Here is a 26,865-nt window from a genome sequence, read left to right as displayed (position 1 = left end):
TAAAAAGAAAAATTGCCTTGAAAAAAACAATTGCTATTCTACTGCTTTTATTTAGCATAATCACTCATGCTCAATCAGTTAGAAAATATTCTAATGAATTTATGAATATTGGGGTTGATGCTGATGCTTTGGGAATGTCAAATGCAGTAACTGCTGCTACTGGCGATGTGAACTCAGGTTATTGGAATCCAGCAGGTATATTAAAAATTGAAGATAGTGAAGTTGCACTGATGCACGCAAGCTATTTTGCCAACATTGCCCAATATGATTATGCGGCTTACGCCAAAAAGATAGACGACCGAAGCGCTTGGGGAATTTCTTTAATTCGTTTCGGAGTAGATGACATCTTAAACACAACACAACTTATTGACAGCGAAGGAAATATTGACTACAACCGAATCAGTCTTTTCTCAACTGCTGATTACGGATTGACATTTTCGTATGCGAGGCGTCCAACATTAATTGAAGGCTTACAATATGGCGTAAATGCCAAAATTATCCGCCGAGTTATTGGAGAATTTGCAAGTTCCTGGGGATTTGGATTTGATTTTGGATTGCAATACGAAAGTAACGATTGGCAATATGGAGTAATGCTTCGTGATATTACGACAACTTACAACATTTGGGCAATCGATGAAGATAAATACAACGAAATAAAAGATGCTGTAGCCGGACAAAATCAAGATCCACCTGAAAGTACCGAAATTACTTTTCCAAAAGCGCAACTTGGTATATCTAAGAAATTTGAATTTCACTCTGATTATTCACTGCTTGCAGCTGTAAATTTAAATATGCAATTTGCCGAAACCAACGATATTATTTCTAACAGTGCCTTTAGTATTGACCCGGCACTCGGACTTGAATTTGGCTATACCGATTTGGTTTTTCTCCGCGCCGGTGTCGGAAATTTTCAAAATGTAGAACAAATTGATGGTTCAAATAAAATTAATTTTCAGCCTAATATTGGTTTGGGGTTTAAATATAAAGGAATTCAAATTGATTATGCTTTAACTGATTTGGGTGATCAAAGTGCGGCATTATACTCTAATATTTTTTCTGTTAAAGTAGATTTGAGTATTTTTAGATAAAACTTATGTTCAAAAAAATTCTTTCTTTTTCTTTTCTTTTATATGGTTTAATTGCATTTTCGCAAAGTCCACCACTTTCTCCAGAAGCCACAGTTAGCATTTTTACCTGTGACCGAGGTGAGGAATTATATTCTACTTTTGGGCACACCGCACTTAGAATTACAGACCCAAATAATGCGCTTGACGTTGTATATAATTATGGTTATTTTGATTTTAGAACCGAAAATTTCTATTTCAAATTTGTAAAAGGCGATTTACAATATTTTATGAACGTCACTTCTTATGATGATTTTGTTTTTGAATACAAATTAGACAGAAGACAAGTTATTGAGCAAACATTAAACTTACCTTTAACAAAGAAACAAGAACTGTTTGACGCACTAAATAAATCGTTACTCTCAGACGAAAAAAGTTATACTTATAAATTTATCGACAGAAACTGTACCTCAATGGTGGTCAATAAAATAAATGGGTTGTTTGGCACTGAAAAAATTCAAAAAGTAGATGATAAATCGATTAGTTACAGAACACTTTTGTATCCTTATTTTGAGAATTATTTTTGGTACAAATTAGGAATTAATATTGTTTTTGGTGCCAAAACCGACCGAGATGCAGTCAAATTATTTCTTCCAATAGAATTACTACATAGTTTAGATAAAGCAACCATTAATGGAAAACCATTGGTTTCAAAAAAAGAAATTGTCGTAAAAGGCGTTTCGGTTAATCCTCAATTTTCGTTTTTCAACAGCATTTACTTAATCTGTGTAATTCTTTTGATTTTGATATTCATTAACAACCGATTTTTATTTAAAGGCTATCTTTTTGTTAGTGGGATTTTGGGTCTTTTTCTATGCCTGATTGGTTTATATTCTCAACATCAGGAATTACTTTGGAATTACAATACGTTGCTCTTTAATCCGTTATTTCTTTTAATTCCGTTTGTTAAAGTTAACTTTTTGAAAAAGCTGAATGTTACATTATTAGTTTTGCTATTAATTTACAGTATAATGATGTTAACAAAACCACATGTAATGATTATGCTTCCCTTTATGATTGCCAATCTGTATATTTTATTGAAATTGAATAGTAGAAATCCACTCAAACTATTGTCCGCGATAAAGTAAAACGGTACTTAGTGTTTTAAATATGATATTGACGTCAAGAAAAATACTTCTGTGCTTGATATAATACAAATCATATTGAAGTTTAATTAAACTATCATCTATAGTTTCGCCATAAGAATAATTAACTTGTGCCCAACCCGTCAATCCAGGTTTTATGACATGACGTGTTTCATAAAACGGCATCACTTCGGCAATTTCGTTAACAAAAACCGGGCGCTCAGGTCTTGGTCCAATTACTGCCATATCGCCTTTAAGAATATTGATAAATTGAGGTATTTCGTCCATTCGTGACTTTCTCATTATTTTTCCAAATGGTGTGACTCTGCTGTCATTTGTTGTGGCAAAAACGGCGCCTCCTTTTTCTGCATTTTTTACCATTGTTCGGTATTTTACAATGTTAAAAATTTCGCCATTTTTACCAACTCGTTCCTGAGTATAGAATAATTTACCCCTGTTTCCAAAAACATTTCCAATCAAAATTAACGGCAAAATAAGTAACCCAATGCACAATCCAATTAGTGAAATTAGTATCTCAAAAATACGCACCATAATCAAGTAAAAATGATTTTGATTGCTTCTGCTAAATGGAAAATAACGGTAGAAATCTCGTGATACATATTGCACAGGAATTCTTTGGGTAATACTCTCATAAACTTGAGTATATTCCCTTATGATATAACCATTTTCTAATAAATGAATCAATTGATTATAGAGATTAACGGTTATTCCATCTGTTTTTTGAGACGCAATTACTATTTCTGATATTGAATTTTTTTTAACAAATTCTTCAAGATTGCTAATTTCAATATTCTTTATTTTTAGATTATCACTAGCTTTTTTATCAGCACTATCAGAATTTACAAAACCTAAAACTCTATAATGAGGATCAGCACTTTCAAGAGCAAAAACCAATTCTTTAAGTTGTTCCTTATCACAAATAAGAATGACTTTTTTTGAAAACCTATTAGAAGCAAAAAACCGTACATAAATCATTCTCCATGTAAACAATGCTATAAAAATAGCAATGTAAAAAATGAGAATTTGAAGACGGTTGGTTGGAAGAATCGGAGTATAAACTGGCGTTAACAAATACACCAAAACTGTTATTGATGAAGTAAGAATTATGCTTTTTATAATTTGAAACTGATTGCTGGCAACTTGCAAATTATACATTTCAAAAACAGAACCTATAAAATTCAAATAAACGCCTAAAACTATTGTCCAATAAAAATTGGTTGCAGAAATATTAAAATAATTGAATTTGAAAACTACACCAACCAAATACAAAGAAAGTAGCACAAAAATCACATCAAAAATTCGTAAAAGAACTTTCCTTTCTGAAACTTCAAAATGTATATCCTTGTACTTGTTCATTTTTTTTATAAAAACAATTTTGAAGTCGCAAGTTACTAAAATTACCTTTTAAACAAGTAATTCTATCCATTGCTTTTTGACTATTTCCCAATCAAAACTTTCAACAGATTCTTTCCCTTTTTCAGATAAATTATTTGCCAAATTTGGTTCCGTGAAAAGTCGATTAATTTGATTGGTCATTTCATCAATATCATCGTCGTTTACTAAAAGTGCATTAACATTATGTTCTAATAAATAAGGTATTCCACCAACATTAGTTGATACAACGGGTAAACCTAAAGCCATAGCTTCGATAACACTGATAGGTGTATTGTCAAAATGGGTTGTATTTATAAAAATATTATATTCTTTTGATAGATCAATCCATTCTTCCTTTGATAATTTACCTGTAAAAACAACTTCAATATTATTTTTTTTAACGTATTTTAATGTTTTCGCGTGACTATCATCTTTTTTAGGGCCAACCATACAAATTTTGGCATCTGGAAAAACACCCTTTATTTTCATAAATACTTTAACAGCCATTAAAGGATTGTAAATTTTTGCAAATGACCTTACCCAAAGAATTTTTGGTGTTTTAAATTCTTTTGGTGAATAAGGATATAATTGTATTTCAATAGTATTGGGAATGTATTTTAAATTGGTATACCCACTTTTTTTAAAAGCTTCTAATAAATAATAAGATGGTGCTATATTTATGTATGCATTTTTAAAAATCAAGCTTGAAAAAAATTTACTTCTTATAATCCTACTAGGTAAATTACCTCCATGAAGTTTGGGAATATATTTTAAATTAAGAATCCTACACAGTTGAGAAATGATAAAGGCATACCAAAAATTATTAGTACTATAGGTGTCAATTAATACATAATCAACTTTTTTAGCATATTTGAGTGTCATACTAATCATCTCAATCATGCGCCAAATTTTATTTTTTTTTGACGAAGCATAATATACATGAAAACCCTCAGCTTCTAAAAACGTTCCTAATGTTTCAATAGAAGTAGATGTATAACCATGATCGGATAATTTATTCCCTATGTAAAGAAGGTTCTTCAGCTGTAAAAACTTTTAATAACGATAACGAATATACAAAAGCTGGTGCAGCAATTCGCATTGCAGCATGATTAATTGTTAGTAACCAAAATAAAATAAAGCAAAAAGCATATATATTTTGTTTGTTGTCCAAAAATAAAAAAATAGGTGTAAAAAATACTATCAATAAAGCAATAATACCCATAGCTCCATGTTCTGCGAGTGTTCTTGAAATTTCACTGTGAGAAGCAATAGTAAGTCCGCCTGTTTCTACTGTTCGAATTTCTAAAGCTTTGGCAACTCCTACTCCAAATATTGGATTTTCAAGAAAATCATCAATTTCGCCATCCCATATTTTTTCTCTTCCAGTTAATTGACTTTCTTTTTCTCTTCCTGCAGCATCTTGATTAGCGTATCGCTTATTGATTAATCCTCCCGTTTGATTTGAAGTATATAGCCAAGTCATAAAAAAAGCAACCGATAAAAAAATAAATAAACGAAAAAGGTTATACCGTCCGTGACCTTTTGTTTTCAGAAATAAATAAAATAATAATATTATTATCATAATAAAACCTGTTACCATACCACCTCTAGAAAAAGTAACCAAGCCTCTGTATGTAATATTAAATAGTATAATTAAATTCACAGCAAACATCAATTTTGATTTTGACTCTAAAAGTAATCTGGAAAAAAAAACAAACATCCCAATACCTAACAAAGTAGCAACTTGATTTGGTCCAAATCCTCCTGAGGTTTCGTTGTTTGAACCTGTACCTGTTAGTATTTCCTTCAAATTTGGAGTGTATAAAATTAAATAGACTGTGGTGGAAAATATGGGTAATCCTAATGATAATAACACATTATTAAGTTGAGACAATAAGATTTTTCGATTAAAACAATAAATAGCAGCAATCCCAAGACAAACTGGTCCGGATATATTAAAAGCAATAGCCTTTCTTATGTCGGTCCGAATATTTAATGTTTCAGTGGCCACAAAAACGCCTGGTAATAGTAACAATAAGTATATCCAAAAAGGCACTGAATCCTTTGAAAACCCACTATAATACATTCCTAAAGCCAAGAATATCATTACCCCGTACTTTGATGATTCATAGAGTAAATTCGCATCTGTCATCCTCAAAAAAACCTCGCTTCCAACAATATAAGCAGCAACAAGTAATACTTCATTGTTACGGTTTTGTGTTTTCATAACATAGTAAAGACCTAATGCAGGAATACAGACAGCATACATCATAGACAGTGGCCTAATAAAGTATACCAAAACACCAATGATAACATGAAAAAGAATTAAAATAATATATTTTCTTTCGTTCATATCTAGAGGCTTAAAACCCAATTTAAATAATTAGCAACAATACCTTTTTCCGAATGGTTTCGAATAATAGTTTCATATAAAGAATTCCCCATCTGAACCCGTAAATTTTCATCTTGTATTAAAAGTAACAACTTTTGACAAAATAAATCAACATCATTTACATTAACAATAAATCCATTGACGCTATCTTTAATAACTAACGGAATTTCTCCAACTTTTGTTGACACAACTGGCATTTTCAATAATCCATATTCGATTAAAGCGACTGGCAAACCTTCTGATTTTGAAGTTAAAATAGCAATATTCGATTGATTTATAATGTTTTTTACATCATTTTTAGATCCATAAATAAAAACATTGTTTTCTAAACTTTTATTTAAAATTAACTTTTTTATCTGTTTTGAATATTCATCTTCAAAATCCTTTCCTACCAAATGAAATGTCCAATCAGGATTAGTTTTCTTCAGTTTTTCAGCAACATCTAATAGAAGAAAATGATTTTTTTGATCTCTTAAATTAGCCAAACATAAAATTCTTTTTCCACGTTCACCTTTCAAGATAGTTTCTACACTTTCTAAACTATCGATGGTTGTGAAATTTGGCAAATAAATTACTTTTTTACAATTCAACTCTTTTTCTGCCCAATCTTTAAGCTTGTAATTTACCACAATAATTCCTTTGAAAAAAAAAGAGGCAATTTTCAAGGCTAAAGATTTTTCTGAACTGATAAACTCACTCAATCCATTGTGGTCATGCCATATTATTTTAATTTTTGGATAAAAAAACTTAACCAATAATGCTATGAAATAGGAACTGCTATGAGGTTGAAGATAGTCAACTTTGTTTTCTTTACAATATCTTTTTAATCTAAGCACAGCACCAAAATCTAAAGTAGATTTTTTCTGCAGAAAAAGATAAGAAACTGATTTTTTTAACTGATTTTTCAGATTTCCTTCGGCTCTTGTAGCAACTAAACCCGAAAATTCAATATTTCCATAAAGTGCGTTGGCATAATTGATAGCCATTTTTTCAGCACCGCCAATTTCTAATGAATCAATAATTTGAACTATTCTCATGATTTTAAAAGCAGTTTAATTTCAGATTCAAAAACATCCATAGTAAACTGTCTTGACCATTTAATTCCATTATTAACTTTGTTCCGATACAAATTATTATCTTTTAGAATTGATTCGATGCTTTTCACATCATTATTTAATTTAAAATCAAGAAGCAAACCTCTATCTCCATTTCCAAGCATATTAGGAACACATGAAACATTGGAAGCTACAGGCAAACAACCCCAAAACATTCCTTCAGCAACAACTTTTGGCCAACCTTCGCTCAATGATGGTAAAATTACAAAATGATTTTCACAGTAAGCCTTTTTAATAGTCTCTTGGCTTTGATTCCCTAAAATAAAAATATAGTTTTCTAACTTATTCCTTGATATGTAATCCTCAAGTATAGTCCTTTCTCTTCCTTCACCAAACAGTATTAATTGAACATTATTACCATTCTTATGTAGCTGCTCCACTAATTGAATGGCATACAAAGGTTGCTTGCCATTTGAAAGTGTTCCTACAAACAGAAATGAAATTTTACCTTCCAATTCTCTAGGTTTCACTTCAATTTTATCTTTTTCAAAATAGCTTGCAGTGAAAAAAGGTTTGATATTTTTAGTGCTATTTTCCCATTCGCCATAAACCAGAACCTGCATGTTTTTGGTTAAAAACGTATTGCTTAAAATCCATTTTTGAAGACGATAACTAAACGGTTGTTTTGCTTTTGAATCCCAATTTCCAGCGTACTTTGCTGTTTTGGATTTTGATGGAAAAAGAATTTGAACCAAGCAACCTAACAAACCAATATTTCCGGGACAACGCAAATGAATATGGTCGGCACTTTTCATAGTTTGATATATTTTCAAAACTACAGAAGGTATAACCATCAGAGAGTATAGTGCATTTTTTAAACTCGAAACATCAAAACTAGGAACAACAGTAAATACTATTTTATCATGCTGATAAAACTCTTGAATAGGACTTTTGAAATTTGAATGCAAAGGTGCAACAATTAAGACTTCAGAAGCATTTTTTATCCATAAGTTCATTTCGCGAACATAAGGCTCATAACCAAAATACTTGTCTGAAACTTTACCATGAATGACATGAGTTATTATGGCAAATTTCATTTCAATTTACTTTTTTTGCATTAACATGGTCAAATGCATACATTTAAACATATGACTATCAGACGTTGCAGATTTATTCCAATCTTTTTTATGCCATTTTTTTCCAATGCTTTGCTTTTTTTCTTCAGACATAAATGGAATAAAATTCATTATAAAATACCATTTTGCTTGACCTAATAATCCATGACGCTCAACAATAGTAAAAGTTTTGGCAAATTTAAAATAGGTCTTTTTTGTAAATGGCCATTCCCAATCTTTATCCGATTGAAATGGACGATACATAACTCTCATGATTTTTATAGGCAAACTAGTTTCTAAAGGATCATAACTTATAATTACGCCATTTGGCGCCAATTTTTCATCGAGTTTGGCTATTAACACATCTGGATTTTGAAAATGATGCAAGACACCATAAGCATAAATAATATCAAAATCTTTTTCAGCAAATTCTTCAGAAAGAAAATCGGCAGCCAGAGCTTCTGCATTGGGTAAAGATTTTAATCTTTCCGCCAGACTTGCAATTGCCACATCACTCAAATCTAAAGCAATATACTTCTTACTATGTTCAGCTAAATACATACTCCAGTGATTTCCAGCAAAACAACCTAAATCCAACACTTTTTTATTCGATAAATCACCAAACCACGTTTTATGAATTTCATAAGATTCGTTAAGAATACCAATATCTTTGCGGATTTTTTTTAACGTTTTTTCTCTGAAATAATACCACATTTGTGTTGGCAAATTTTTCTTACCGCTTTTATAATTATAAAAATCTTTTTGTCTTTTATTGATTTCAATAATTTCTTCTTGTGTCTTCATAGTTTTTTTAAGGTAATAGAAAAGAATTTGATAGAAATTTTTTTTCTAAAGTGGTAGCAAATATATTGCTAAATGTTATAAATGCCAACAATAATACAGTAGCATATTTTATAAAATTTTGTTACTGAAGTTTTCATTATAACGTTGGATACTAAATTTATCTATAAATGATGCCCTTGCTTCAGTACTCATTTGTGTGTAACAATCAAAATTGTCTTCAACTTTTTTAAACAAATCCATCATAGATTCAACAGTTGGGTCAAATTTAAAGCAATCTTTTCCATCAACTAAATAATGTGTCAAGCCTGTATTGTTGGAAATGAGCAAAGGAGTTTGGTTCATTAAAGATTCTAAACCAACAGTTGGTAAATTATCGAATTTTGAAGGTATAATTGTAAAGTTAGCATTGTTTAAATAAGAATCTATTTTATCGTATTCTAAAAAACCTATAAACTGTATTGCTTCACTTTTTTTAGCTAATTTTTCTATTTCAGCAGCTTGTCTTCCTGCGCCGGCGATGTTTAAAATAATCTTTGAACTTGGATTTTTGTCTTTATATTTTAAAAAAGCCTCAATTAAATCAATTATTCCTTTTGATGGATCAAATCTGCCTAAGAATGAAATTGTAATTGAATCTTTTGAGAGGGTTTTCTTTTCAGTAAACCTATCTGTCATTGGATTTAGCAAAACAAAACTATTAGTAACACCGAAAAACAACTCTAAATCTTCTTTAGCTAATTGAGACGGACAAACAAGCTGGTCACAAAATAGTTTATAGAATATTCTTTTTCTGAAAAAAAATAGTTTCTGCTTTAGAGAGACTTTCTTTAAATCTGTTAGAATTTGGTCTGACAACGTGTGATAATATTCAAAAGTTTTTACCCTGCCAAAAGAAAGTATTTTGGAAACAAGAATGCTGATATTACTTCCCACAAAGTGCCCAATTACTAAATCGGGCTTATATTGCTTATAGATTTTGTAGAACCAAATAAAATCAGAAAAAGAAGTTGGTCTGTCTTCAGATGACCACGAAAACAAATTGATTTCACCTTTTTCTGTTTTTATAATTTGTTTTTCAGAGAAGTATGGTTTATGAGATATAAAAACAACTTTGTGTCCCAAATTGGCCAAATGATGGGCAAAATGAAAACTCATCGCAGAGAATGAAGTCTCACTATAATTATGTGCAATAAGTATAGTTTTCATAGATTTATTTTAAATCATCTTTTTTGCTACCAATAAAGTAAAGAGTAGAACCATTATATTTATTAAACAACGCTTTTATAAATTCTGTATAAAAACCTATTCTTTTCAAATTAATATATGGGAATTTCTTAACTGTTGCAATACAGTCTTTAAAGTGATTGAATTCAAAAACAGTAACGATATTTTCTTTTGTAAAGAAGTTTAAATGAATTGGCGGTAAGTCTTGAAAAATGACATCTTTCTTTCTATTCGGATAATTATAAATTTTATCATAGTTTGGTACGGAAAGAATTATTTTACCGTTTTTATTTAGTCTTTTATTTGCCAAATCAATAAACACCTTTAAATCCTGAAGGTGTTCCAAAACTTCCCAAAGCATTATTACATCAAAAGATTCTTTGATTTTTTCCATTGCTTTGAAATCATCATTTATGGTATTTAGCCCTAAAGTCTGTGATTTATCAAAGGACTCTTTATCGATTTCAATTCCCAAATAATTAATACGGTCATCATGTTTCCGAATGTAAGAGCCTATCAAACCAACACCACTTCCTATTTCTAAAACCGACTTACATTGGTTATTTAAAACATACTTTTTTAAAAGTTTGGCCCGGTGAAAACCAACTTTGATTTTTTTGTTTTCCAGTAGCCTATTGTATTCTACAACCGAATGGTATTTATAATGCGTATCTGCCTTATTATATAACTCGTCATAAACTTTTATAAATTCATCCTGAGAAAAAATGGTCAAGCAAAAAATTAATTTACAGTTATCACACTGTCCTAAATTATACTTTTCGTTAACTATTTTAATGTTACTTTCACAAACTTTGCATGTGTTATAGTGTGCCATTTTTTACTTTTTCTTTATTTTGGTTTATTAAATAATAAACTAAGCCAGCCTATTGTTCTTCCAAAAGCTTCGGTAAAAGCCTCTTTTCTTTTATTTTTTGTAAAGGTATTGCTAAATCTAACCATTGTCAAAAGTATGGTTATCGAATGCCATTTGATCTTTGCATTTAATAACGGTTTTGGGTTTTTGGTTCGCCAAACATACCATCCATTTCGCACCACCATTTTACCATATTGATACTTATTAGGTCTTCCTGAAGCATCATGATAATGATATAACTTTGCCGTTGTATTTAGATATAATTTCCCTTTTTTGGCTACTCTAATCGAAAAATCAGCATCTTCATACAAGCCATATCCTTCAAAATAAGTAGAAAATTGTAAGGTTTCAAAAACATTTTTTTTGAAAGAGGAAACTCCACCCATTAATTGTTCGACTTCATAAACCTTATCGCTTGGAGGCAAAAAACCAACACTGCGACCGTGTGAGTATAAACTGGAAAATCCCGGTGGACAATCGCTGTCTAAACCAAATCTCTTTCGCATTACAAATCGACTTCCCTCTTTGCGCTTCCATCCATCAAAATAAAATTCCTTAATCGTTGGTTTATAATTCTCACCCACATATTCACAAGATATAGTGTCATCAATAATAAAACCGCCAACTCCCAATGCATCAGGATGCGATTGATAGGTTTTTAGTAAATTTTCAAAATAATTAGGGATTAAAACTATATCATCATCCAGAAAACAAATAACATCAGTTGAATGATTAACTCTGGCAATCCCATAATTTCTTTGCTTGGTTAAACCACGATGTTCAGGTGGAGCCCTAAAATACTTGAGATTTTGAAATTGATTAGTTTCTAATATAAGAGCAGTATCACTATTTGTGGAGCCGTCAATAATCAGAATTTCGTTGGGATAAAGCGTTTGTTCCTTCACTGATTGTAATAAGGTCATCAACGCAACCGGACGCATATAAGTACAAACTATTAATGTAAAATTCATGATTGTTGTTTGTTTAAAACATTCGCCCAATAGACACTTCTATTCCATTTTTGCTTGAATGTTTTTACATACTTAAATGGATTTAAGAAAAAATTACTATTCAAATTCTTTATAAAAAGTGTCGATTTATAATTTCGGGTTTGCTCTTTTGTGTCATATAATAATCTGTATAACATTACTGTTGGCGATGGTTTAGGTGTAATAGCATCGTTTTGCCATTTCAAAATGGGCTTGGTTCTGAAACCTCCCATTGGTGCTTTCAAATGCAAAATAGTTTGGGTAGAAATATATAAAACATCAAAACCTTTATTTCGTAATTGCATTCCAAAATCGGCATCTTCACCAAAGCCAAATTCAAATCCCATAGTAAATTTTAATTTTTTGATACAAGATGATTTAACAAAAGCATGTCCGGCACCAAAAACAGGAAATTGTAAAGGCAATTGAGGAACAATGGTCTGAGATTTTAAATGACATGCCACTAAAAAAACTTCGTTGCCCGTTTGTTTAAAAGTTTTTATCGCTTCTTCGAGTAAATTATTTTCGAACACAATATCATCATCTGCCATAAAAGTAAATTCACTTTCAATCAATGACAAACCAATATTTCTGGCATTACAAGCTCCAGCTTGATGTGTAAAATGATGTTTTACAACAAATGGCCATTTTTGATTTTGAATAAAATCTAAATTAGATTGGCTATTATCTTCTGGATTTTGTTCAATTATAATTACATTTTGTGGCAAATAAGTTTGTGCAGCCAAATTATTGAGAACATTCAATAGATACTCTTTTCGTCCAATAGTTGGAATTAAAACATCTAAGGTTCCATGTTCAACAAGCTTTTTATTCGATTCTAACGGAATTTGATTCAGCACTTCCAGATTAATTTTCCTTCTCTTATAAAACAAAGAATTTAGAAATGGCAATACTGGAAACTTCTTTTCAAAAAGCATCAAATTAAAAAACAAAAGGAAAATCCATCGCGCTTTGTAATGCTGTTTAGTGAACTTAAACAGCTCATAAAGATTGGATTGTGGCACTTCATTCAAAGCACTTTTATGGATAAGCAATTTGGGTTGAGAATAACAGAAAAGTCCATTAGCCATTGCTCTTTTGGCAAAGGAATTTAGGAAATAATCAAAATTATTTTCCGCCTTTAAATCATCTTTACAAGCGTTTAAAACCATTGCGTGAATGGCACCAACACGGCTACTCATTTGCCAAGTAGCGTAGTTAACTTCTTTGTTAATCTTGATGTATAGCGAATCTTCGATGTAACCTAATTGGTTATCAAAATAGTTTGAAGAATTATAAGAGAAAAGAAATTTTTTATGGTGGAATAAATGCTGAATCTCTGTCACATTTAAATTATCTTTCTCACTTTCGTGACACCAAACCAGTATTTCATCTTTAAATTTTGTAGCAAAATCAAATAAGGCAGTCACAATATTTCGATTAATTTGATTCGAAAAATTACCAGTTTCGGTTGAAACTATTTCGGTTATTGTATACTTGTTGTGATAAAAAATAATCATTTACTATTGTTCTTGCTTATTTTTTGATAAAAGTCGGCACTTTGCTTTGACACTACTTCAATACTAAATTTTTCTATCACCGTTTTTCTGGCTTCGATACCAAACTGGTTTCTTAACTCCATATTTTCGAGCAATTCTAAAATTCTTTCTGCATAAGCCTTATGATTTGTCGGATTAACCAAAAATCCGTTAACCTCATCATTAATCACTTCAGTTGCCCAACCAATATCTGAAGCCACAATAGCTTTTTGCATCGCCAAAGCTTCTATCCAGGAAACGGGTAATGCTTCGGCAAAAGTTGGAAAAACGCAAACAGCTACCGAACTAATATGTTCTTTAATTTCATCATAAGGAACACTTCCAATATAGTTTACATTTTTCAGTGCATTTTGGTCAAATAAAGATTGCATCATTGTCCAAGTTGATGTATTTCCGGAAATAATATCGGAAGCATCACGTCCAATCAAAATTAATTTTGCCTGATTGTTAATCTTATATACTTCATTAAAAATCAAAGGCAATTCTAAAAGTCCTTTTTTCCTTATTAAGGTTCCAAAATATAAAATAGTATTCTCTTGAACTTTAGAAGTACTTTCTGCAGTAAAGTTAGTAATATCAATGCCATTAGGAATAACTGTAAAATCACGTTGCAATGAGAATAATTCTTTGGTTAAATTTGCTGTATATTGACTAACGGACAGCAAAGCATCAGCATTTTGTAATGCTTTTTTTTCATGAAATTTATTCCAAAACTTAACTGGTCGATTGTCTAAATGACAAAAATAAGTGTCAGATCCGTGAAGCTTTATAACCATTGGACATTTTGGTCTAATATTGGAGGTGATTCCCGTCCAATCTGGAGCTTCTACAATGTCAATTTTGTTTTGTTTAACTAACGTATTTAGTAACTTTTCTATTTTCTTTTGGGTTAAGAATCTTGATAGTCCTTTTAGTTTTATATTTTTTATTTTATAAAAAAAAACCCCATTGTCAATAAACTTTTCGTCCTTATTTTGCCCATAAATCAATACGGAAATTTGGTGTCCTTCTTGTTGTAATCCTTTAATCAAATTCATTATACTTGTCCCAATTCCGGCGGCAAAACCAGTTTTTGAATGTGGAAATTCAGCGGTTAGAAAAGCAATATTCATTGAGTTATTTTTTTATCCAAATGCAAGAAATATTTCTGCCATTCACTTGATTTTCAGCTATAAATTTAGATTCTTTTTCTTTATAACTGTCAATTAAATCACTTTTTAATACACCAAAAAAACAATAGGAGCGCATTTTTATTAATTCAAAATTAGGCAATTGCTTTTTAAGATAATCCAAAGAAATTCCTTTATTTAAAGTGTCATTTTTTGTCTCAACATGTATATCTGTTACACTCCAAATCTCATCAGCAGTCATTCGTTTTTTGATTATGCTTTCGGCCAATAGCTTATCATTTATTGAATCGATATAATCTTTTCGATTCAGTAATCTTTTAATTGACTTTATAATTTTTTTAGGCAAATAATCTTTTATTTTTTTCTTTTTTGGAATCAAATCAAGCTCTTTCTCGTATTGCTTTTTTCTAGCATTATATTCAGCATCATTCAGGAAGTCGCCATTAGGATCTTGAATGTGTATTAGTAGTCCTTTGTGATTTAAAGCTCCATTAACTTGTTGTAAAAAAACGTCTAAATCCGGAATGTGATGAAGTACTGAGGAAATAATAATCACATCAAATTTTTCATCTAATTCAGAAAGATAAGCGTTTACTGTTTTATATTTTTTTTGCCATGTCTTTGCTTTTTCTTCTGCAAATTTTAACATGTTCGATGATGTATCCAAGAGTGTAATTTCCTCAATATGCTCACCTAGTTTTGAATTTAATAAAATTTGTGTACTCAATCCGGTTCCGCATCCAATATCTAATAAGCTAAGTTTATGACTTTTTATATCTTCATAAGCAAACAAATCGTCAACTAATAAGTTGATTTGTTCTTGAAGACTTCCCCACATATCTGAGTGCATCTTGTCATAATGTGCGGCTTCGAAATCATGAAATACAATATTCACTCTTTCTTGAAATTTTTGAACAGAAAGTGGCGATTGTATTTTTTTGTGCAATGGAAGCAAAGAATCGTATGACATTGAATTGGCTTTATTTGTTTTAAAATTATTGCGATGGATTTTGAATATAATAGGGTGATAAATCTTTATCTAAAATTATAGTACTTGCAGTTAAAATGGTTTTGCCATCAGCAATACTATCGGTTACAACTGCATTGGCACCAATAACTACATTATTTCCGATGGTAATATTACCAAAAACACCGGCATTTGGGCCAATAAAAACATGATTCCCAATAGTTGGCACTCCTTTTTTTTCTCCATAATTACTAACACCAATAGTTATTCCTTGTGAGATATTGCAGTTTTCACCAATAACTGCATCACCATGAATAACTATATTTCCGAAATGACCTATATAAAATCCTTTTCCAATTTGAGTTCGATACGAAATATCAAAACCATACTTTACTTTTAATCTTCGTAACCATAAATAGAAAAAATAAAACAATAGCCTATTTTTTCTTCTGTAATGTTGTGTTGCTCTAAAAATAGTAATGAATTTCAAACCTGGTATAGAATGCAAAATAAAAACCTTGAAAAGGGTACTAAAATTAATTTTAGAAAAATTATATCTTTTAAAGTCTGACAATAGTAAACTCTTTTCCATAATTAATTTTTAATTATTTTATCAATAGCATTCCAAATTCTCTCAGAAGCTAATTGTGGTGGATTTTGATTTATTTTTTCAAACCATTTTCCTGCTTGCCTTAAGATTTTTTCGTTTTTTGACATAGCATTTAAAATAGCTGTCGCCATTTCTTCGGGATTGTTAATCCAAAAAACGACCTCTTGGGATGGCATGGAACGAAAATGAACAAAACCATAACATTTATATATATCCCACTTTACATTTAATTGTTCTTGCTGATTATACTTTAAATAGGCCGTTGGCTTGTTATGTGCAATAAAATCAAAAACTGTTGAAGAACCGATAGTAAGGACTAATTCAGTATGCTCAGCCAAATTTGAAAATAATACATTATCTTCAATTGTAGGCAAAATGGAATCCCATGCTGTTGATAAAGACTTCCAAAGAGGTTCTATAAAAGTTACTTCTTCCTTATATTTTTCCTTAATAAAATCAAATCTGCCTGAAAAATCAACAGGACTTCTTCTAAATATAACCCCAAGATTGTTTCCTTGTTCATTTAACTTCTTGACTGCTTTTGCAATATCTTCCAAATACTTTGGATCATCAGGACTTGAAGTTTCATCATTACCTGAAAAGCAAACATATTTTTTAGCTAAATCTAAATCATTTTGCATAAAAAAAGCTTCTTTGGTTAGCAAGTTATTTTTATCAAAATGCGTTTCAAACTGCGGACTTCCGGTAACAACTATTTGTTCCGGTTTTATGTAAGTATAATAAAAGAGTAATTCTTCTTTCATATAATCACTCCATACAAAATAATAATCTGTCTCAACAACCATAGTTGCTTTGGGCAAATTATCCCAAGAAAAAATAAATGTTGCTGTTGGAATTCCCAAATCTTTTGCTGCAAGAAGTGGTGCAACAGTTGTAATATGCCTTTGATTTGTACAAAAAACCATTGCGGGTTTTTCCTTTTCTAAAGTAGCTAAACTTTGATGATAATAATGTGTTTTTCTTTCATTTTCATTTATCTTCCTCCTGATTCTTAATAGTCCCCATTTTGTCGAATGGGTGAAAGTTACCGAATTTACAAGTATACTTTTCGTAGCATTTTTAATGGTGCTGTATGAAAAAGGAAATCTATACCTGTTGTAGATTTTATCTTTAGTTCTTTTAATATTCAAATTAAACTCAACCTGAACTTTTGCCTTTTTATATATATCGGTGAGTGGATGAATTTTAGCATTGCTAATTTTTAATTCTGGATAACCCATATCGGCTAAAGGAAATGGTGTAATATTCCAGAAAATAATTTCAAAATTCTTATCGGCCGCTTTTTTATAAAAATCAGTGTAGCCAAAATTTCTCAATCCAAGACCATCGGGCAATAGTATAAATATTTTTTCTTTCATCATTAGTTTATAAACTTCCAATCCTACCGTGATCAGAAAAAGAACGATGCACAATAAAGTTGTTATCCAAATGGGTTTCTGAAAGAAATGTTATGTCGCAAAAGTAATCTTTTTCAATAGGATTCAGTCGCCAAGGCACAACACTTTGGTGATCAATAACCCAACCTCTACTTTCTAGCTGTCGTGTTTTTAAATCATTCCACGAAGTGATGTAATCCATCCAATTGTATCCTAATTCCCAACTTTTTTCTTCTAGTTGATTAATATCCTCAATGTCAACTACCCTTAGTCCAGCAACATTGGGTTGACTAATCGCTGTCGAGCCATCTGGGAGTTTTATGCCATCTAATGAAGGTTGCTCAAAATAGTGCGTTCCTTTGTATGATAAATTAGCAACATTAATTGACTTAGCAACACAAACATTTTCCAGAGTACCATTAGAAATATTTGGGTTAATTTTTACAAAGCGCACTAAATCGTGGTATCTAATCCATCTCATATTTTGATACAAACCCAATCCGGCTTTGTTTGCTGCAGTTGCTGCTAATGGATAATAATTTCTTGCTAAATCGTATAATTTACCCAAAATACCTTTACCCCTACACTCTTCATCTAAATATACATTGATAATCCAAGCCAGATTTCCGCCAAAATTAGCACCTACATGACCAACAACTATATCTCTTTCATTCAAACATATAAATGATCTTCCAAATTGCTCATTCCCATATTGCCAATTCCAAAACGCTTTGTTACATAAAGGGTGATTTTCGCGATAAATTTTTTTAAAAAATACTAAAAGTTTATCCCAATCCTCTATTGATGCTTCTCTTGTAGTCATTATTTTGTATAATTTTTTCCTCCAGGTAAATCGTTACAATCAAATCTTTTTAAAAGTAATTTATTAGCTGTGAAATCATTAATTCCTCTTTCCATGGTAAATCCAATTGTATATCCATGCTGTTTTGCAATAGTTTGAACAGGATTTTGGCATGCTTCAGCACTTCCATAAGCATAACTGATGGCATGTTGATTATCATGCTCAAAATTATCAATAAATTCTTTGGTTGTTGCTATTTCAGTTGCAATTTCATCGGAAGCTAATAATCCCAATGCAAAATGGCTGTGGGTGTGACTTCCCAACATATTCATTCTTGATAATTCTTGCAGTTGATCAGCACTCATATATAAATTTGAAACTACTTCGTTAGTATCAAAATTTAAAAAAAACAAGGTATCTATGACTTTAGTGGTTTGGTCTGATGACAATTTAAAATTTAACAAATACTTCAAATGAGCACTTTCCTTATCATCATAATTATAATGTAATTCCGCTTTGTTTTTTTCTGTTGTTGTCAAATGGATGACCTCTGATGAAAACTCATTTTGAATACAATTCAATATAGCTTTAGACGAAATTCGTGAGCGCAGTAAATGTATTTTGTGCACAAGTGAAACCTTTTTTTCAATATAATTTAAGGAGTTTACAAAATAAATAGCTGGAATATTTAGTTTATCTAAAATTGGTTTAGCGATTTCAAATTGTTCTTTTAAACCATCATCAAAGGTGATTAAAATATAATTTAAATCAGAACTTAGTATGGCATCAATTTCTTGAATGAGTTTTTGTTGACTGATAAATTCACCTAATTTACTCAACTCAACTAATTGGTTTTCAAATTGATTTGGGGTTATTCCAAATATACTTGGAAATGGTGCGCTAAAATCTTCTCTAATATAATGGTAGTTGCTGACTGTTAGCATTGGAAAATATTTTTTTTGTTATGCATTTTGTTCTAAATAGAACATCCAAATATGCTTATTTTTCAGCAAATATAAAAGTAATCAAAGTCAATTTTCATGGGTTTATGTTATTCTTTTCTGATTGACTTTTTTACATATTTTCAAATTAACTCTGAATAGATGTTTGATAGTAACTAATAAGCTATAGATAGTACCTTTACTAATCTAAACAATGTATTTTAAAAGAAGTGAATACTTTTTTACTAAATCAATAATGACGCAATTTGAAAAAGCTGATTTCCTAAATTGCCTTTAGTTACATGGCTTGAATGAGTAATCATACTTTAAAAAATTTAGTACTGGTAACTATTCTCATAATACGTTTATTTTAAAATTTGAGCCGCACTAATCCATTGCCAAATATGAAAACTACTTTGAGTATCTCCTTTGAAAAATAAATCAAGTTCGGTTTCCATCTCTTTTTTATTGAACCAATTATTAGCATATAAAATTTCTACTTCTGCACGAACCCAATCTTTTAAATCTTCCGAAAGCCACTCTCTCTGTGGTGTTTGTAAAGGTCTTTTAGGTGCCAGAACTAAATCTTTTTGCAAAAACCGTTTAGCAATTTTGCGTAGCATCCATTTTTGAACACCATCTTTAATTTTAAAATCAATTGGTCGGCTAAATACATATTCTACCAATTCATAATCTAAAAATGGTTCCCGCAATTCTGTTCCATACAACATTGAAACTCTGTCGTTAAACCTTAAAGCACGTGGAATTTTTGTATAAAACAAATCACGGTATTGAAGGTTTAATAAATCATCATCAAAAGGTTTTGGATAAATTGTTTTGACATAATTTTTAGCAAAATCTGTATCGAGAACCTTAGTTCTAAAAGGTGAATTGGTGACTCCTTGAATAATGTTTTGAGAATTATTTGTGTAATAGTCGTAACCCGCCCATGCTTCATCTGAGCCTTGACCATCTAGTAATACTTTCACTCCTTTTTGTCTTGCTGCTTGAAATATTTTAGAGTAAGCAATTGTTGGTATTCCACCATAAGGCTCCAATTGGTGTATTGACATCTTTAAGGAAAGTGCTGGAATTTCATCGGCAGAAATTGGACAAACGTTAAGAGGATAAGGTCTGTCTTTCAACATGGCTTTTACCCAAAACAATTCGTCATATCTGTCATCGTTAGTTATAAACGTAAAAGCTTCAACTGAAGATTTATCAATAGCTTGCTGGTCAATCAGCGCTAAAAGGGTACTAGAATCTAAACCGCCACTAAGATTAAAACCGACTGGAACATCGGCTCTGAAACGTAAATTAATGGCTTTTAAAAGTAAGTTGGTGATATATTCTTCTTCGTTTACTTGAAACTGAGATTGCAATTTTAAAATCCGGTCTTCAAAAAAATACCACTTTTTAATTTGGAGTGCCTCATTCTTCAAAGTCAAAAAATGGCCGCCTGGCAATTGCTTTATATTTTCCCAAAAAGTTTCATTGGGCAAACCATAACTTCCTTCGGAAAAAAAATTGAGCCAAACTTTATCATCAGTATTCTTTAAAACTCCAGCAGCAAAAATAGTATTGATTTCGGAAGCAAAATAAAAATTGGAATGATCAAAATAATAATAAAATGGTTTAACACCAAATCGATCTCTGGCGGCAAAAAGTGTTTGCTCTTTTATATTCCAAATAGCAAAGGAAAACATACCATTAAATCTATCCAAACAACTTTCTCCCCATTCTTTATAACTGTTCAATAAAACTTCGGTGTCTGATTGTGTTCTAAAAGAATATTTATTTTGAAGTTCGTTTCTTAGCTCAATATAGTTATAAATTTCACCATTAAACACTAAAACATAATTTCCACAATCACTAGTAAACGGTTGGTTGGCATTGCTGGACAAATCAATAATACTCAATCGGTTGTGACCTAAAGCTATTTTTTCCTTCTCACAATAATAATCCATGAAATCTGGGCCACGATGTTTTTGAACATCCAACATTTGCAAAATAGTGGTCGCATTAGCTTTATCACCTACAATTCCAATTATTCCACACATATTCTTTGCAATAAATAAATTAGGCCTCTTTTTTAAATGCTCTTATTTTATAATAAAGAGCCGTTCTAGTTTTATAAAACCAGTAATCTAATTTTTGCTTAAAATTCGGATCAACAAAAATTAATTGGACACCTCCAGAATAATGAGTTGATGGAATTGGTCCATAATTAGGGTTTCTGCTATTAGAAATTACTCTCGTATAAATTGATTTTGGAAAAGTCTCTCTAATGATATTTAATTGTGGAATTCTATCACCTTCAATAATAATTATTCCGTTAGTAGCAATCAAACTTTCAACCTCTTTGATATTCTCGTCTTTGCCATCAATTATAATGATTTCAAACTTCTCAATTGATTTAACGTCTTTGAGTTCAGCAAAAAGTTGAATTTTAGTATAATGTTCTTTTAAATAATTAGGCAATACTTTCAAACAAAACTCATTTGATTCTGTTCCTACATAATTTATGTTTAAATTATTATCACTTGACAACTTCATAACACAAAAAGAGATACATCCAATTCCAACTCCAAGTTCTAAAATATTTTTAGCTTTATAATTTTTTACCAATTTTAATATGATTTTTAAAGCAAACTCAGTAGCAATACATTGATTACCCTCTAAATCAGAGAAATATTTATAGGTAGCTACGGCAACATTTTGATTAGACATAGTAATACTAATTTTTAAAGTTTTTTAAAAGGTGTTCTGCTTTTTCCCAATCTTTCATGGTATCAATATTGACATTAAATTCCGGATTGCTTTCTATATAAGCGACAGATTTTCCATAAAGAGAATCATTTTTGATTACTGTTGTTTTGGTAATATATAGAGAACCGTCACGATGAAAAGCTTTTGGCAAATCTTGTCTTCTAGAAATTATTTGTGCTTCACCTGTAGCAATTTTTAGCAATCCATTTTCGTTTTCTTCAAAAGCCCAATGCGGATTGTACTCCTGTGGAATAGGTAAAACACTCACTAAAGAATCAGCTTTGCTTTCGATAAACTTTTGGATGGCTTTGTCTATAAACCCTCTTTCTCTAAAAGGGCTTGTAGGTTGTAATAAACAAACGGCATCAAAGAAAACATTTTGAGATTCAAAAAAAGCAATCGCATGTTGAACAACTTCTAGCGAGGTTGATTTGTCTTGAGCCAACGCTGTTGGTCTTAAAAAAGGTGGTTTACAACCTGAAATTTCAGCAGCAATGGCTATTTCTTCATCTTCGGTTGAAACTACTATTTGTGTTAACAGTTTGGATTCTTTCGCAGAATGGATTGTATATTCAATTAAAGGAATATTTCCAAGTAATTTTATATTTTTTCTGGGAACACCTTTTGAGCCTCCACGAGCCGGGATTACTGCTAAAATTGAAATCATTTAAATTATTTATATTGACCCTTACTATATTTGAAAGTTGCTTTTAATATGCTAGTCCTCATCTTAATATTGGTAAACCAATTAGTAAAAGCTATTTTAAAAGCCCATGGAAAAGACTTAATTAAATTTAAAAAATAATAACTCAAGCTTATTGGTTTTATTCCATCTATTTGATATTTAGAAATTACATCTCGAACTTCAGCTTTGTAATTGTTTTTTTTGTTGTACAAATAATAACAAGGAACATTAGAAATAATAGTAAACCCTTTTTCGATGACATCTAACGACCAGAGTTTTTCTTCATTAGAACGTATTGCTTCATTAAACAATAAGTCGATTGCAACTGATTTTCTTATGGCAGAACAATTGGCAATTATTAAATTTTGCCAATCTTTTTTATGGTCATAATTTTCTTTAGTTATAGACAGACTACTTTTTAAGGATTGTTCTACTTGTTTACTATTTGCAACAGGTGTACAACGAACCGCAGCAACATTTTTATCTTCAAAATAACTAATTAATTTTTCGGGGAAATCGTTTGATAAGAGGATATTGTGTGAACTCAATAAAACTATAATATCATATTGACACTGTTTAACACCAAAATTGATTGCATAGCCATAAGTGAATTTTTTGTCTAATTGAACAACTTGACAACCATGCTTTTGAGCAATTGATACGGAATTATCAGATGAATTGTCATCAATTAAAACAATTTCATAAGGAACCGTAAAGTTTTGCTTTTTTATACTTTGCAAAGCTCTTTCTAATGCAACTCCTTCGTTTTTATTTCTTATTAGTATTGAAATCAATTTTCTATTTTTTTGGTTATTATGTTGTAATACTATTTAATCCTATCAACAGAAGCTCAAAATAATTCCTTTAAATTTTTATTTATCCCAACAGTAAGTTCACCGTGCTGATGAAATTCAAAATTATAATTAGTCAATACTTTATAAATATCTTCTCTACAATCAAATTCATCATGTATTTCAATTACTATGCATTTGGTAATTGACAAAAAAGAAGTATCTGATTTAGGATTAGTAAAAATTTCTTTTTCAGAACCTTCAATATCAATTTTAAATATATCTATTGTATCAAAATTATATTGTTTCATTAGATATTGGACGGAATAAGCTTTAACATCGCTTTCTTCAACTGTCTCTTCTACTCTAAAAGACCAATCTTGCTTGTCTCTAAAATCAGCAATGATTTTTAGATTTGTATTACTACTCCAAAGTCCGCCTTTAATTTTAAAGCTGTTTTGCAAGCCATTGTTATCCAAATTAAAGACTAAATTATTAAAATTAGCCGTGTCGGGTTCAATGGCAATTAAACTACTATTTTGAAAATGCTTAGAAAAATAGACCGAAGCCAAACCTATATTACTTCCTGCATCAATAATATTCAATGCATTATCATTGCTAAAATACTTCTTAAAAGTAGCTACAACTTCTTTATATTCTTGATAATAAAAAATAAGTTCAAAAATTCTTAAATCGCTGGATGTTCTTTTTCTAACACGAATCGTAATGTCTAAAGTAGGATAAAAGGAAGTGAAATAGTCTTTATCTTCTTTCTTTAAATAACCATTATAGCGAATTAGGTGAAAATAAAAGTTATATAATTGATTCTGTTCATCAGTGATATTTCTTTTAAAAAATCTACAGAAAAGGAAATAAAATATTTTTATTGTATTTTTTAGATTTAATCTGTAAAACTGCAACTTTCTAATCATCATATTTTTTTAACTTTTAATAAAGTTATATTATTAATAAGTAATTGTTTTATGAAACTGTAAAGGCAACTCTTTTAATAATTTAGCTATTCTTTCACCCGCATCACCGCCACCATAAACTTGGGACGTTTCGCGAGAATTTTTTTCTAAAATAGTATTTATTGCAGCAGCAATATCGTTTTCATCATAGGAAACATCTAGAACATTCTTACCACGGTCACGGCGGTTTTGTCTCGAACCAATATTCACTGTTGGAACACCAAGATAGCTGCACTCACGAATACCAACACTTGAATTTCCTACTAAACATAACGAATTATGCAACAAGCTTAAAAAATCGTTTCCATCCATGTTTTTAAAAAAATGCACATTCTCCATTTTATATTGTTCTCTGAAAGAACGAATTCCAGATGAAGTTCCATCAGCACCAGCATCAACATTGGGCCAAAACCACAGCGTTGGCTTATTACTATTTTGTATGGCACGCAAGGTTGCTTCGATATGTTTTCTAGAATCTTGGTATTCATTTGTTACCGGATGCTGCATCACCACAAGATAACCGTTATCTAAATTAGGTTGAGAACCAACACCTCCATATTTTTCATAGGGATTGAAAGTTAGTGAAGTCGTATTTAATATTTCTTTAGCTATATCAATAGAAGGGCAACCCGTATTAAAAACCATCGCTGGATTTTCTCCTAACTGAATTACTCTGTCTCTGGCATTCTCTGAGGCTACAAAATGATAATCCGCTAATTTTGTGATGGCATGACGCACTTTTTCGTCAATGTTTCCCGTTACTTCTCCACCTTGAATGTGAGCCAACGGGATGTTCATATAAGAAGCTGAAATAGCAGTCGCCATCGTTTCAAAGCGATCGGCAACAGTGACTACAATATCCGGTCGGAGATTATCAAAAACTGTGGACAATTCAAGAATTCCGATACCCGTAGTTTTTGCTGCTGCAGTTAGATTTTCACCTTCTAAAACATTAAAAACTTTGGCGGCAATTTCAAATCCATCTTTTTCAATGTAATTAACTGCACTTCCATACCTGTCTAGTAAAGCAGATGCTGCTACTATTAGTTGGAGTTCTAATTCAGGATGCTTTTTAATGGCAGTCAAAACCGTTTTTACACGGCTATAAGATGGTCTGGCTGTAATAACAACAGCTATTTTTCTGGTTGTACTCATGCTAAATCTTCTTCATTCAAGAAATCCCATTTGGATTTGTTGTTACTCAATTTTCTGCCAATAACTGCTGCAAAATTTTGAGCTGGAATACCAAAACCTTTTGGTTTTTTACTTTCTAAATCTTCAAAAGTAATAGTGTGCCCAATTGGTAAATCTTTATTGATGGCTAATGATTTTTCAAAGATAGATTTTAGTTCTTTGAAAGCATTGTTATCGTTTTTATTGATTGGATTCTGCTTTGCTAAATAAATCTCAGTTACTGCCTCGACCAACTGTTTGATTTCTTCGATAGTTAAAGACGCAACTGCATCCGGACCAAAAATATCGCGATGGAAGACCACATGAAATTCTAAAATTTCAGCACCAGTTGCAACAGCGGCAATTCCGGTAGCAATCTTTGACGAATGATCTGAAAAACCTATCGGAACCTTGTAACGTTCTTTCAATTCATTGATAACATTCAATCCATATTGTTTTGGCATTGTTGGATAAGCAGTCGTGCATTGCAAAATAGAAAACTTGGCGTTTTTACTTTTCAAAAATGCTACTGTTTTATCTAATTCAGCAAAGCTGCTCATTCCTGAGGAAATGATAATTGGTTTAGCAGTTCTTGTAATTTTTTCCAACAACAGTAAATTATTTACTTCACCCGAACCTATTTTATAGGTATGAACACCAACTTCTTCTAACCAATCAACAGCAAGATTACTAAAAGGGGAACAAATAAAATCCAAACCTACTTCATCACAATGTTTTTTGATATCTTTCCATTGTTCCAATGAAAATTCCATTCGTTTCCAATAATCGTAACGCGTTGCATCTTCTTTGGAAAATTTTACTCGAAAAGGCTCATGAATGCTGCTTTCAGCTTCCGCTATGTGCATTTGAAATTTTATAGCCTGAACGCCTGTTTTAGCAACAGCATCAATATAGGAATGGAGAATACCCAAACTTCCATCGTGAGCTTGCGCAATTTCAGCAATTAAATACGGTTTATGGTTCATTAAAATAGGTTGTAATGGAAGTAAAAA

Annotated in this window: 25 protein-coding genes; 2 read left to right on the top strand and 23 right to left on the bottom strand. The window is 30.9% G+C overall.

The window, feature by feature from the left end; all coding sequences use genetic code 11:
- Window positions 1-17 precede the first annotated feature (17 nt).
- Complete coding sequence (locus QWY90_RS05340) at window positions 18-1,088, top strand: putative type IX sorting system protein PorV2 (RefSeq protein WP_446685056.1); 1,071 nt, start codon at window positions 18-20, stop codon at window positions 1,086-1,088.
- A 5-nt stretch (window positions 1,089-1,093) separates the two neighbouring features.
- Window positions 1,094-2,212 carry a lipoprotein N-acyltransferase Lnb domain-containing protein gene (locus QWY90_RS05335; RefSeq protein WP_290284838.1) on the top strand — a complete coding sequence of 373 codons (1,119 nt, stop codon included), beginning with the start codon at window positions 1,094-1,096 and terminating at the stop codon, window positions 2,210-2,212.
- Here the strand turns inward: QWY90_RS05335 and QWY90_RS05330 are convergent.
- The 23 genes from QWY90_RS05330 to QWY90_RS05220 form a co-directional block, all read right to left on the bottom strand.
- Complete coding sequence (locus QWY90_RS05330) at window positions 2,192-3,586, bottom strand: exopolysaccharide biosynthesis polyprenyl glycosylphosphotransferase (protein WP_290284837.1); 1,395 nt, start codon at window positions 3,584-3,586, stop codon at window positions 2,192-2,194. The two genes, QWY90_RS05335 and QWY90_RS05330, sit on opposite strands and share 21 nt — an antisense overlap.
- A 48-nt stretch (window positions 3,587-3,634) precedes the next feature.
- The gene (locus tag QWY90_RS05325; RefSeq protein ID WP_290284836.1) at window positions 3,635-4,504 is read right to left on the bottom strand and encodes a glycosyltransferase family 4 protein; all 870 of its coding nucleotides are present in this window, start codon (window positions 4,502-4,504) and stop codon (window positions 3,635-3,637) included.
- 112 nt (window positions 4,505-4,616) lie between these two features.
- Window positions 4,617-5,957: an O-antigen ligase family protein gene (locus QWY90_RS05320; RefSeq protein ID WP_290284835.1), complete on the bottom strand. Its 1,341-nt coding sequence runs from the start codon at window positions 5,955-5,957 to the stop codon at window positions 4,617-4,619.
- A 2-nt stretch (window positions 5,958-5,959) separates the two neighbouring features.
- Entirely contained in the window at window positions 5,960-7,033 is a 1,074-nt protein-coding gene (locus QWY90_RS05315) for a glycosyltransferase (protein ID WP_290284834.1), read from the bottom strand.
- Window positions 7,030-8,148, bottom strand: coding sequence for a glycosyltransferase family 4 protein (locus QWY90_RS05310; RefSeq protein WP_290284833.1), 1,119 nt, complete (start codon window positions 8,146-8,148; stop codon window positions 7,030-7,032). The genes QWY90_RS05315 and QWY90_RS05310 overlap by 4 nt, the downstream gene beginning before the upstream one ends.
- A gap of 6 nt (window positions 8,149-8,154) precedes the next feature.
- Entirely contained in the window at window positions 8,155-8,970 is an 816-nt protein-coding gene (locus QWY90_RS05305; RefSeq protein WP_290284832.1) for a class I SAM-dependent methyltransferase, read from the bottom strand.
- 108 nt (window positions 8,971-9,078) lie between these two features.
- Window positions 9,079-10,176, bottom strand: coding sequence for a glycosyltransferase family 4 protein (locus tag QWY90_RS05300; RefSeq protein WP_290284831.1), 1,098 nt, complete (start codon window positions 10,174-10,176; stop codon window positions 9,079-9,081).
- A gap of 4 nt (window positions 10,177-10,180) precedes the next feature.
- The gene (locus tag QWY90_RS05295) at window positions 10,181-11,029 is read right to left on the bottom strand and encodes a class I SAM-dependent methyltransferase (RefSeq protein ID WP_290284830.1); all 849 of its coding nucleotides are present in this window, start codon (window positions 11,027-11,029) and stop codon (window positions 10,181-10,183) included.
- 14 nt (window positions 11,030-11,043) lie between these two features.
- Window positions 11,044-12,039: a glycosyltransferase family 2 protein gene (locus QWY90_RS05290; RefSeq protein ID WP_290284829.1), complete on the bottom strand. Its 996-nt coding sequence runs from the start codon at window positions 12,037-12,039 to the stop codon at window positions 11,044-11,046.
- Window positions 12,036-13,577 carry a glycosyltransferase family 2 protein gene (locus tag QWY90_RS05285; protein WP_290284828.1) on the bottom strand — a complete coding sequence of 514 codons (1,542 nt, stop codon included), beginning with the start codon at window positions 13,575-13,577 and terminating at the stop codon, window positions 12,036-12,038. The genes QWY90_RS05290 and QWY90_RS05285 overlap by 4 nt, the downstream gene beginning before the upstream one ends.
- On the bottom strand, window positions 13,574-14,728 hold the full coding sequence (locus QWY90_RS05280) for a glycosyltransferase family 4 protein (RefSeq protein WP_290284827.1): 1,155 nt from the start codon (window positions 14,726-14,728) through the stop codon (window positions 13,574-13,576). The genes QWY90_RS05285 and QWY90_RS05280 overlap by 4 nt, the downstream gene beginning before the upstream one ends.
- Window positions 14,729-14,732: 4 nt before the next feature.
- Complete coding sequence (locus tag QWY90_RS05275) at window positions 14,733-15,716, bottom strand: class I SAM-dependent methyltransferase (protein WP_290284826.1); 984 nt, start codon at window positions 15,714-15,716, stop codon at window positions 14,733-14,735.
- A 25-nt stretch (window positions 15,717-15,741) separates the two neighbouring features.
- Window positions 15,742-16,305: a serine O-acetyltransferase gene (locus tag QWY90_RS05270; RefSeq protein WP_290284825.1), complete on the bottom strand. Its 564-nt coding sequence runs from the start codon at window positions 16,303-16,305 to the stop codon at window positions 15,742-15,744.
- A gap of 2 nt (window positions 16,306-16,307) precedes the next feature.
- On the bottom strand, window positions 16,308-17,705 hold the full coding sequence (locus QWY90_RS05265) for a glycosyltransferase family protein (protein WP_290284824.1): 1,398 nt from the start codon (window positions 17,703-17,705) through the stop codon (window positions 16,308-16,310).
- Window positions 17,706-17,709: 4 nt separating this feature from the next.
- Window positions 17,710-18,543 carry a GNAT family N-acetyltransferase gene (locus QWY90_RS05260; RefSeq protein WP_290284822.1) on the bottom strand — a complete coding sequence of 278 codons (834 nt, stop codon included), beginning with the start codon at window positions 18,541-18,543 and terminating at the stop codon, window positions 17,710-17,712.
- Window positions 18,543-19,466 carry a polysaccharide deacetylase family protein gene (locus QWY90_RS05255; RefSeq protein WP_290284821.1) on the bottom strand — a complete coding sequence of 308 codons (924 nt, stop codon included), beginning with the start codon at window positions 19,464-19,466 and terminating at the stop codon, window positions 18,543-18,545. The genes QWY90_RS05260 and QWY90_RS05255 overlap by 1 nt, the downstream gene beginning before the upstream one ends.
- A gap of 362 nt (window positions 19,467-19,828) precedes the next feature.
- Window positions 19,829-21,523, bottom strand: coding sequence for an asparagine synthase (glutamine-hydrolyzing) (asnB, locus tag QWY90_RS05250; protein WP_290284820.1), 1,695 nt, complete (start codon window positions 21,521-21,523; stop codon window positions 19,829-19,831).
- Between the two features lie 19 nt (window positions 21,524-21,542).
- Complete coding sequence (locus QWY90_RS05245) at window positions 21,543-22,193, bottom strand: hypothetical protein (protein ID WP_290284819.1); 651 nt, start codon at window positions 22,191-22,193, stop codon at window positions 21,543-21,545.
- 7 nt (window positions 22,194-22,200) lie between these two features.
- Window positions 22,201-22,899, bottom strand: coding sequence for an acylneuraminate cytidylyltransferase family protein (locus tag QWY90_RS05240; protein ID WP_336622152.1), 699 nt, complete (start codon window positions 22,897-22,899; stop codon window positions 22,201-22,203).
- Between the two features lie 5 nt (window positions 22,900-22,904).
- Complete coding sequence (locus QWY90_RS05235; RefSeq protein ID WP_290284818.1) at window positions 22,905-23,711, bottom strand: glycosyltransferase family 2 protein; 807 nt, start codon at window positions 23,709-23,711, stop codon at window positions 22,905-22,907.
- Window positions 23,712-23,767: 56 nt separating this feature from the next.
- Entirely contained in the window at window positions 23,768-24,643 is an 876-nt protein-coding gene (locus QWY90_RS05230) for an FkbM family methyltransferase (RefSeq protein ID WP_290284817.1), read from the bottom strand.
- A 30-nt stretch (window positions 24,644-24,673) separates the two neighbouring features.
- Window positions 24,674-25,834, bottom strand: a complete 1,161-nt coding sequence (gene neuC, locus QWY90_RS05225; RefSeq protein WP_290284816.1) for a UDP-N-acetylglucosamine 2-epimerase — start codon at window positions 25,832-25,834, stop codon at window positions 24,674-24,676.
- Window positions 25,831-26,838 (bottom strand): N-acetylneuraminate synthase family protein, encoded by a 1,008-nt coding sequence (locus QWY90_RS05220; protein WP_290284815.1) that lies wholly within the window; start codon window positions 26,836-26,838, stop codon window positions 25,831-25,833. The genes neuC and QWY90_RS05220 overlap by 4 nt, the downstream gene beginning before the upstream one ends.
- Window positions 26,839-26,865 lie beyond the last annotated feature (27 nt).

Source organism: Flavobacterium paronense, assembly GCF_030409795.1.
Taxonomy (GTDB): Bacteria; Bacteroidota; Bacteroidia; order Flavobacteriales; family Flavobacteriaceae; genus Flavobacterium; species Flavobacterium paronense.
The sequence above is the reverse complement of the archived record's forward strand: the minus strand, read 5'-3'. Positions and strand labels throughout refer to the sequence as shown.

Coding starts and splice junctions, on each gene's coding strand:
- QWY90_RS05335 (WP_290284838.1), top strand. CDS start 1,094: ATGTTCAAAAAAATTCTTTCTTTTTCTTTTCTTTTATATGGTTTAATT.
- QWY90_RS05330 (WP_290284837.1), bottom strand. CDS start 3,586: ATGAACAAGTACAAGGATATACATTTTGAAGTTTCAGAAAGGAAAGTT.
- QWY90_RS05325 (WP_290284836.1), bottom strand. CDS start 4,504: ATGATTGAGATGATTAGTATGACACTCAAATATGCTAAAAAAGTTGAT.
- QWY90_RS05320 (WP_290284835.1), bottom strand. CDS start 5,957: ATGAACGAAAGAAAATATATTATTTTAATTCTTTTTCATGTTATCATT.
- QWY90_RS05315 (WP_290284834.1), bottom strand. CDS start 7,033: ATGAGAATAGTTCAAATTATTGATTCATTAGAAATTGGCGGTGCTGAA.
- QWY90_RS05310 (WP_290284833.1), bottom strand. CDS start 8,148: ATGAAATTTGCCATAATAACTCATGTCATTCATGGTAAAGTTTCAGAC.
- QWY90_RS05305 (WP_290284832.1), bottom strand. CDS start 8,970: ATGAAGACACAAGAAGAAATTATTGAAATCAATAAAAGACAAAAAGAT.
- QWY90_RS05300 (WP_290284831.1), bottom strand. CDS start 10,176: ATGAAAACTATACTTATTGCACATAATTATAGTGAGACTTCATTCTCT.
- QWY90_RS05295 (WP_290284830.1), bottom strand. CDS start 11,029: ATGGCACACTATAACACATGCAAAGTTTGTGAAAGTAACATTAAAATA.
- QWY90_RS05290 (WP_290284829.1), bottom strand. CDS start 12,039: ATGAATTTTACATTAATAGTTTGTACTTATATGCGTCCGGTTGCGTTG.
- QWY90_RS05285 (WP_290284828.1), bottom strand. CDS start 13,577: ATGATTATTTTTTATCACAACAAGTATACAATAACCGAAATAGTTTCA.
- QWY90_RS05280 (WP_290284827.1), bottom strand. CDS start 14,728: ATGAATATTGCTTTTCTAACCGCTGAATTTCCACATTCAAAAACTGGT.
- QWY90_RS05275 (WP_290284826.1), bottom strand. CDS start 15,716: ATGTCATACGATTCTTTGCTTCCATTGCACAAAAAAATACAATCGCCA.
- QWY90_RS05270 (WP_290284825.1), bottom strand. CDS start 16,305: ATGGAAAAGAGTTTACTATTGTCAGACTTTAAAAGATATAATTTTTCT.
- QWY90_RS05265 (WP_290284824.1), bottom strand. CDS start 17,705: ATGATGAAAGAAAAAATATTTATACTATTGCCCGATGGTCTTGGATTG.
- QWY90_RS05260 (WP_290284822.1), bottom strand. CDS start 18,543: ATGACTACAAGAGAAGCATCAATAGAGGATTGGGATAAACTTTTAGTA.
- QWY90_RS05255 (WP_290284821.1), bottom strand. CDS start 19,466: ATGCTAACAGTCAGCAACTACCATTATATTAGAGAAGATTTTAGCGCA.
- asnB (WP_290284820.1), bottom strand. CDS start 21,523: ATGTGTGGAATAATTGGAATTGTAGGTGATAAAGCTAATGCGACCACT.
- QWY90_RS05245 (WP_290284819.1), bottom strand. CDS start 22,193: ATGTCTAATCAAAATGTTGCCGTAGCTACCTATAAATATTTCTCTGAT.
- QWY90_RS05240 (WP_336622152.1), bottom strand. CDS start 22,899: ATGATTTCAATTTTAGCAGTAATCCCGGCTCGTGGAGGCTCAAAAGGT.
- QWY90_RS05230 (WP_290284817.1), bottom strand. CDS start 24,643: ATGATGATTAGAAAGTTGCAGTTTTACAGATTAAATCTAAAAAATACA.
- neuC (WP_290284816.1), bottom strand. CDS start 25,834: ATGAGTACAACCAGAAAAATAGCTGTTGTTATTACAGCCAGACCATCT.
- QWY90_RS05220 (WP_290284815.1), bottom strand. CDS start 26,838: ATGAACCATAAACCGTATTTAATTGCTGAAATTGCGCAAGCTCACGAT.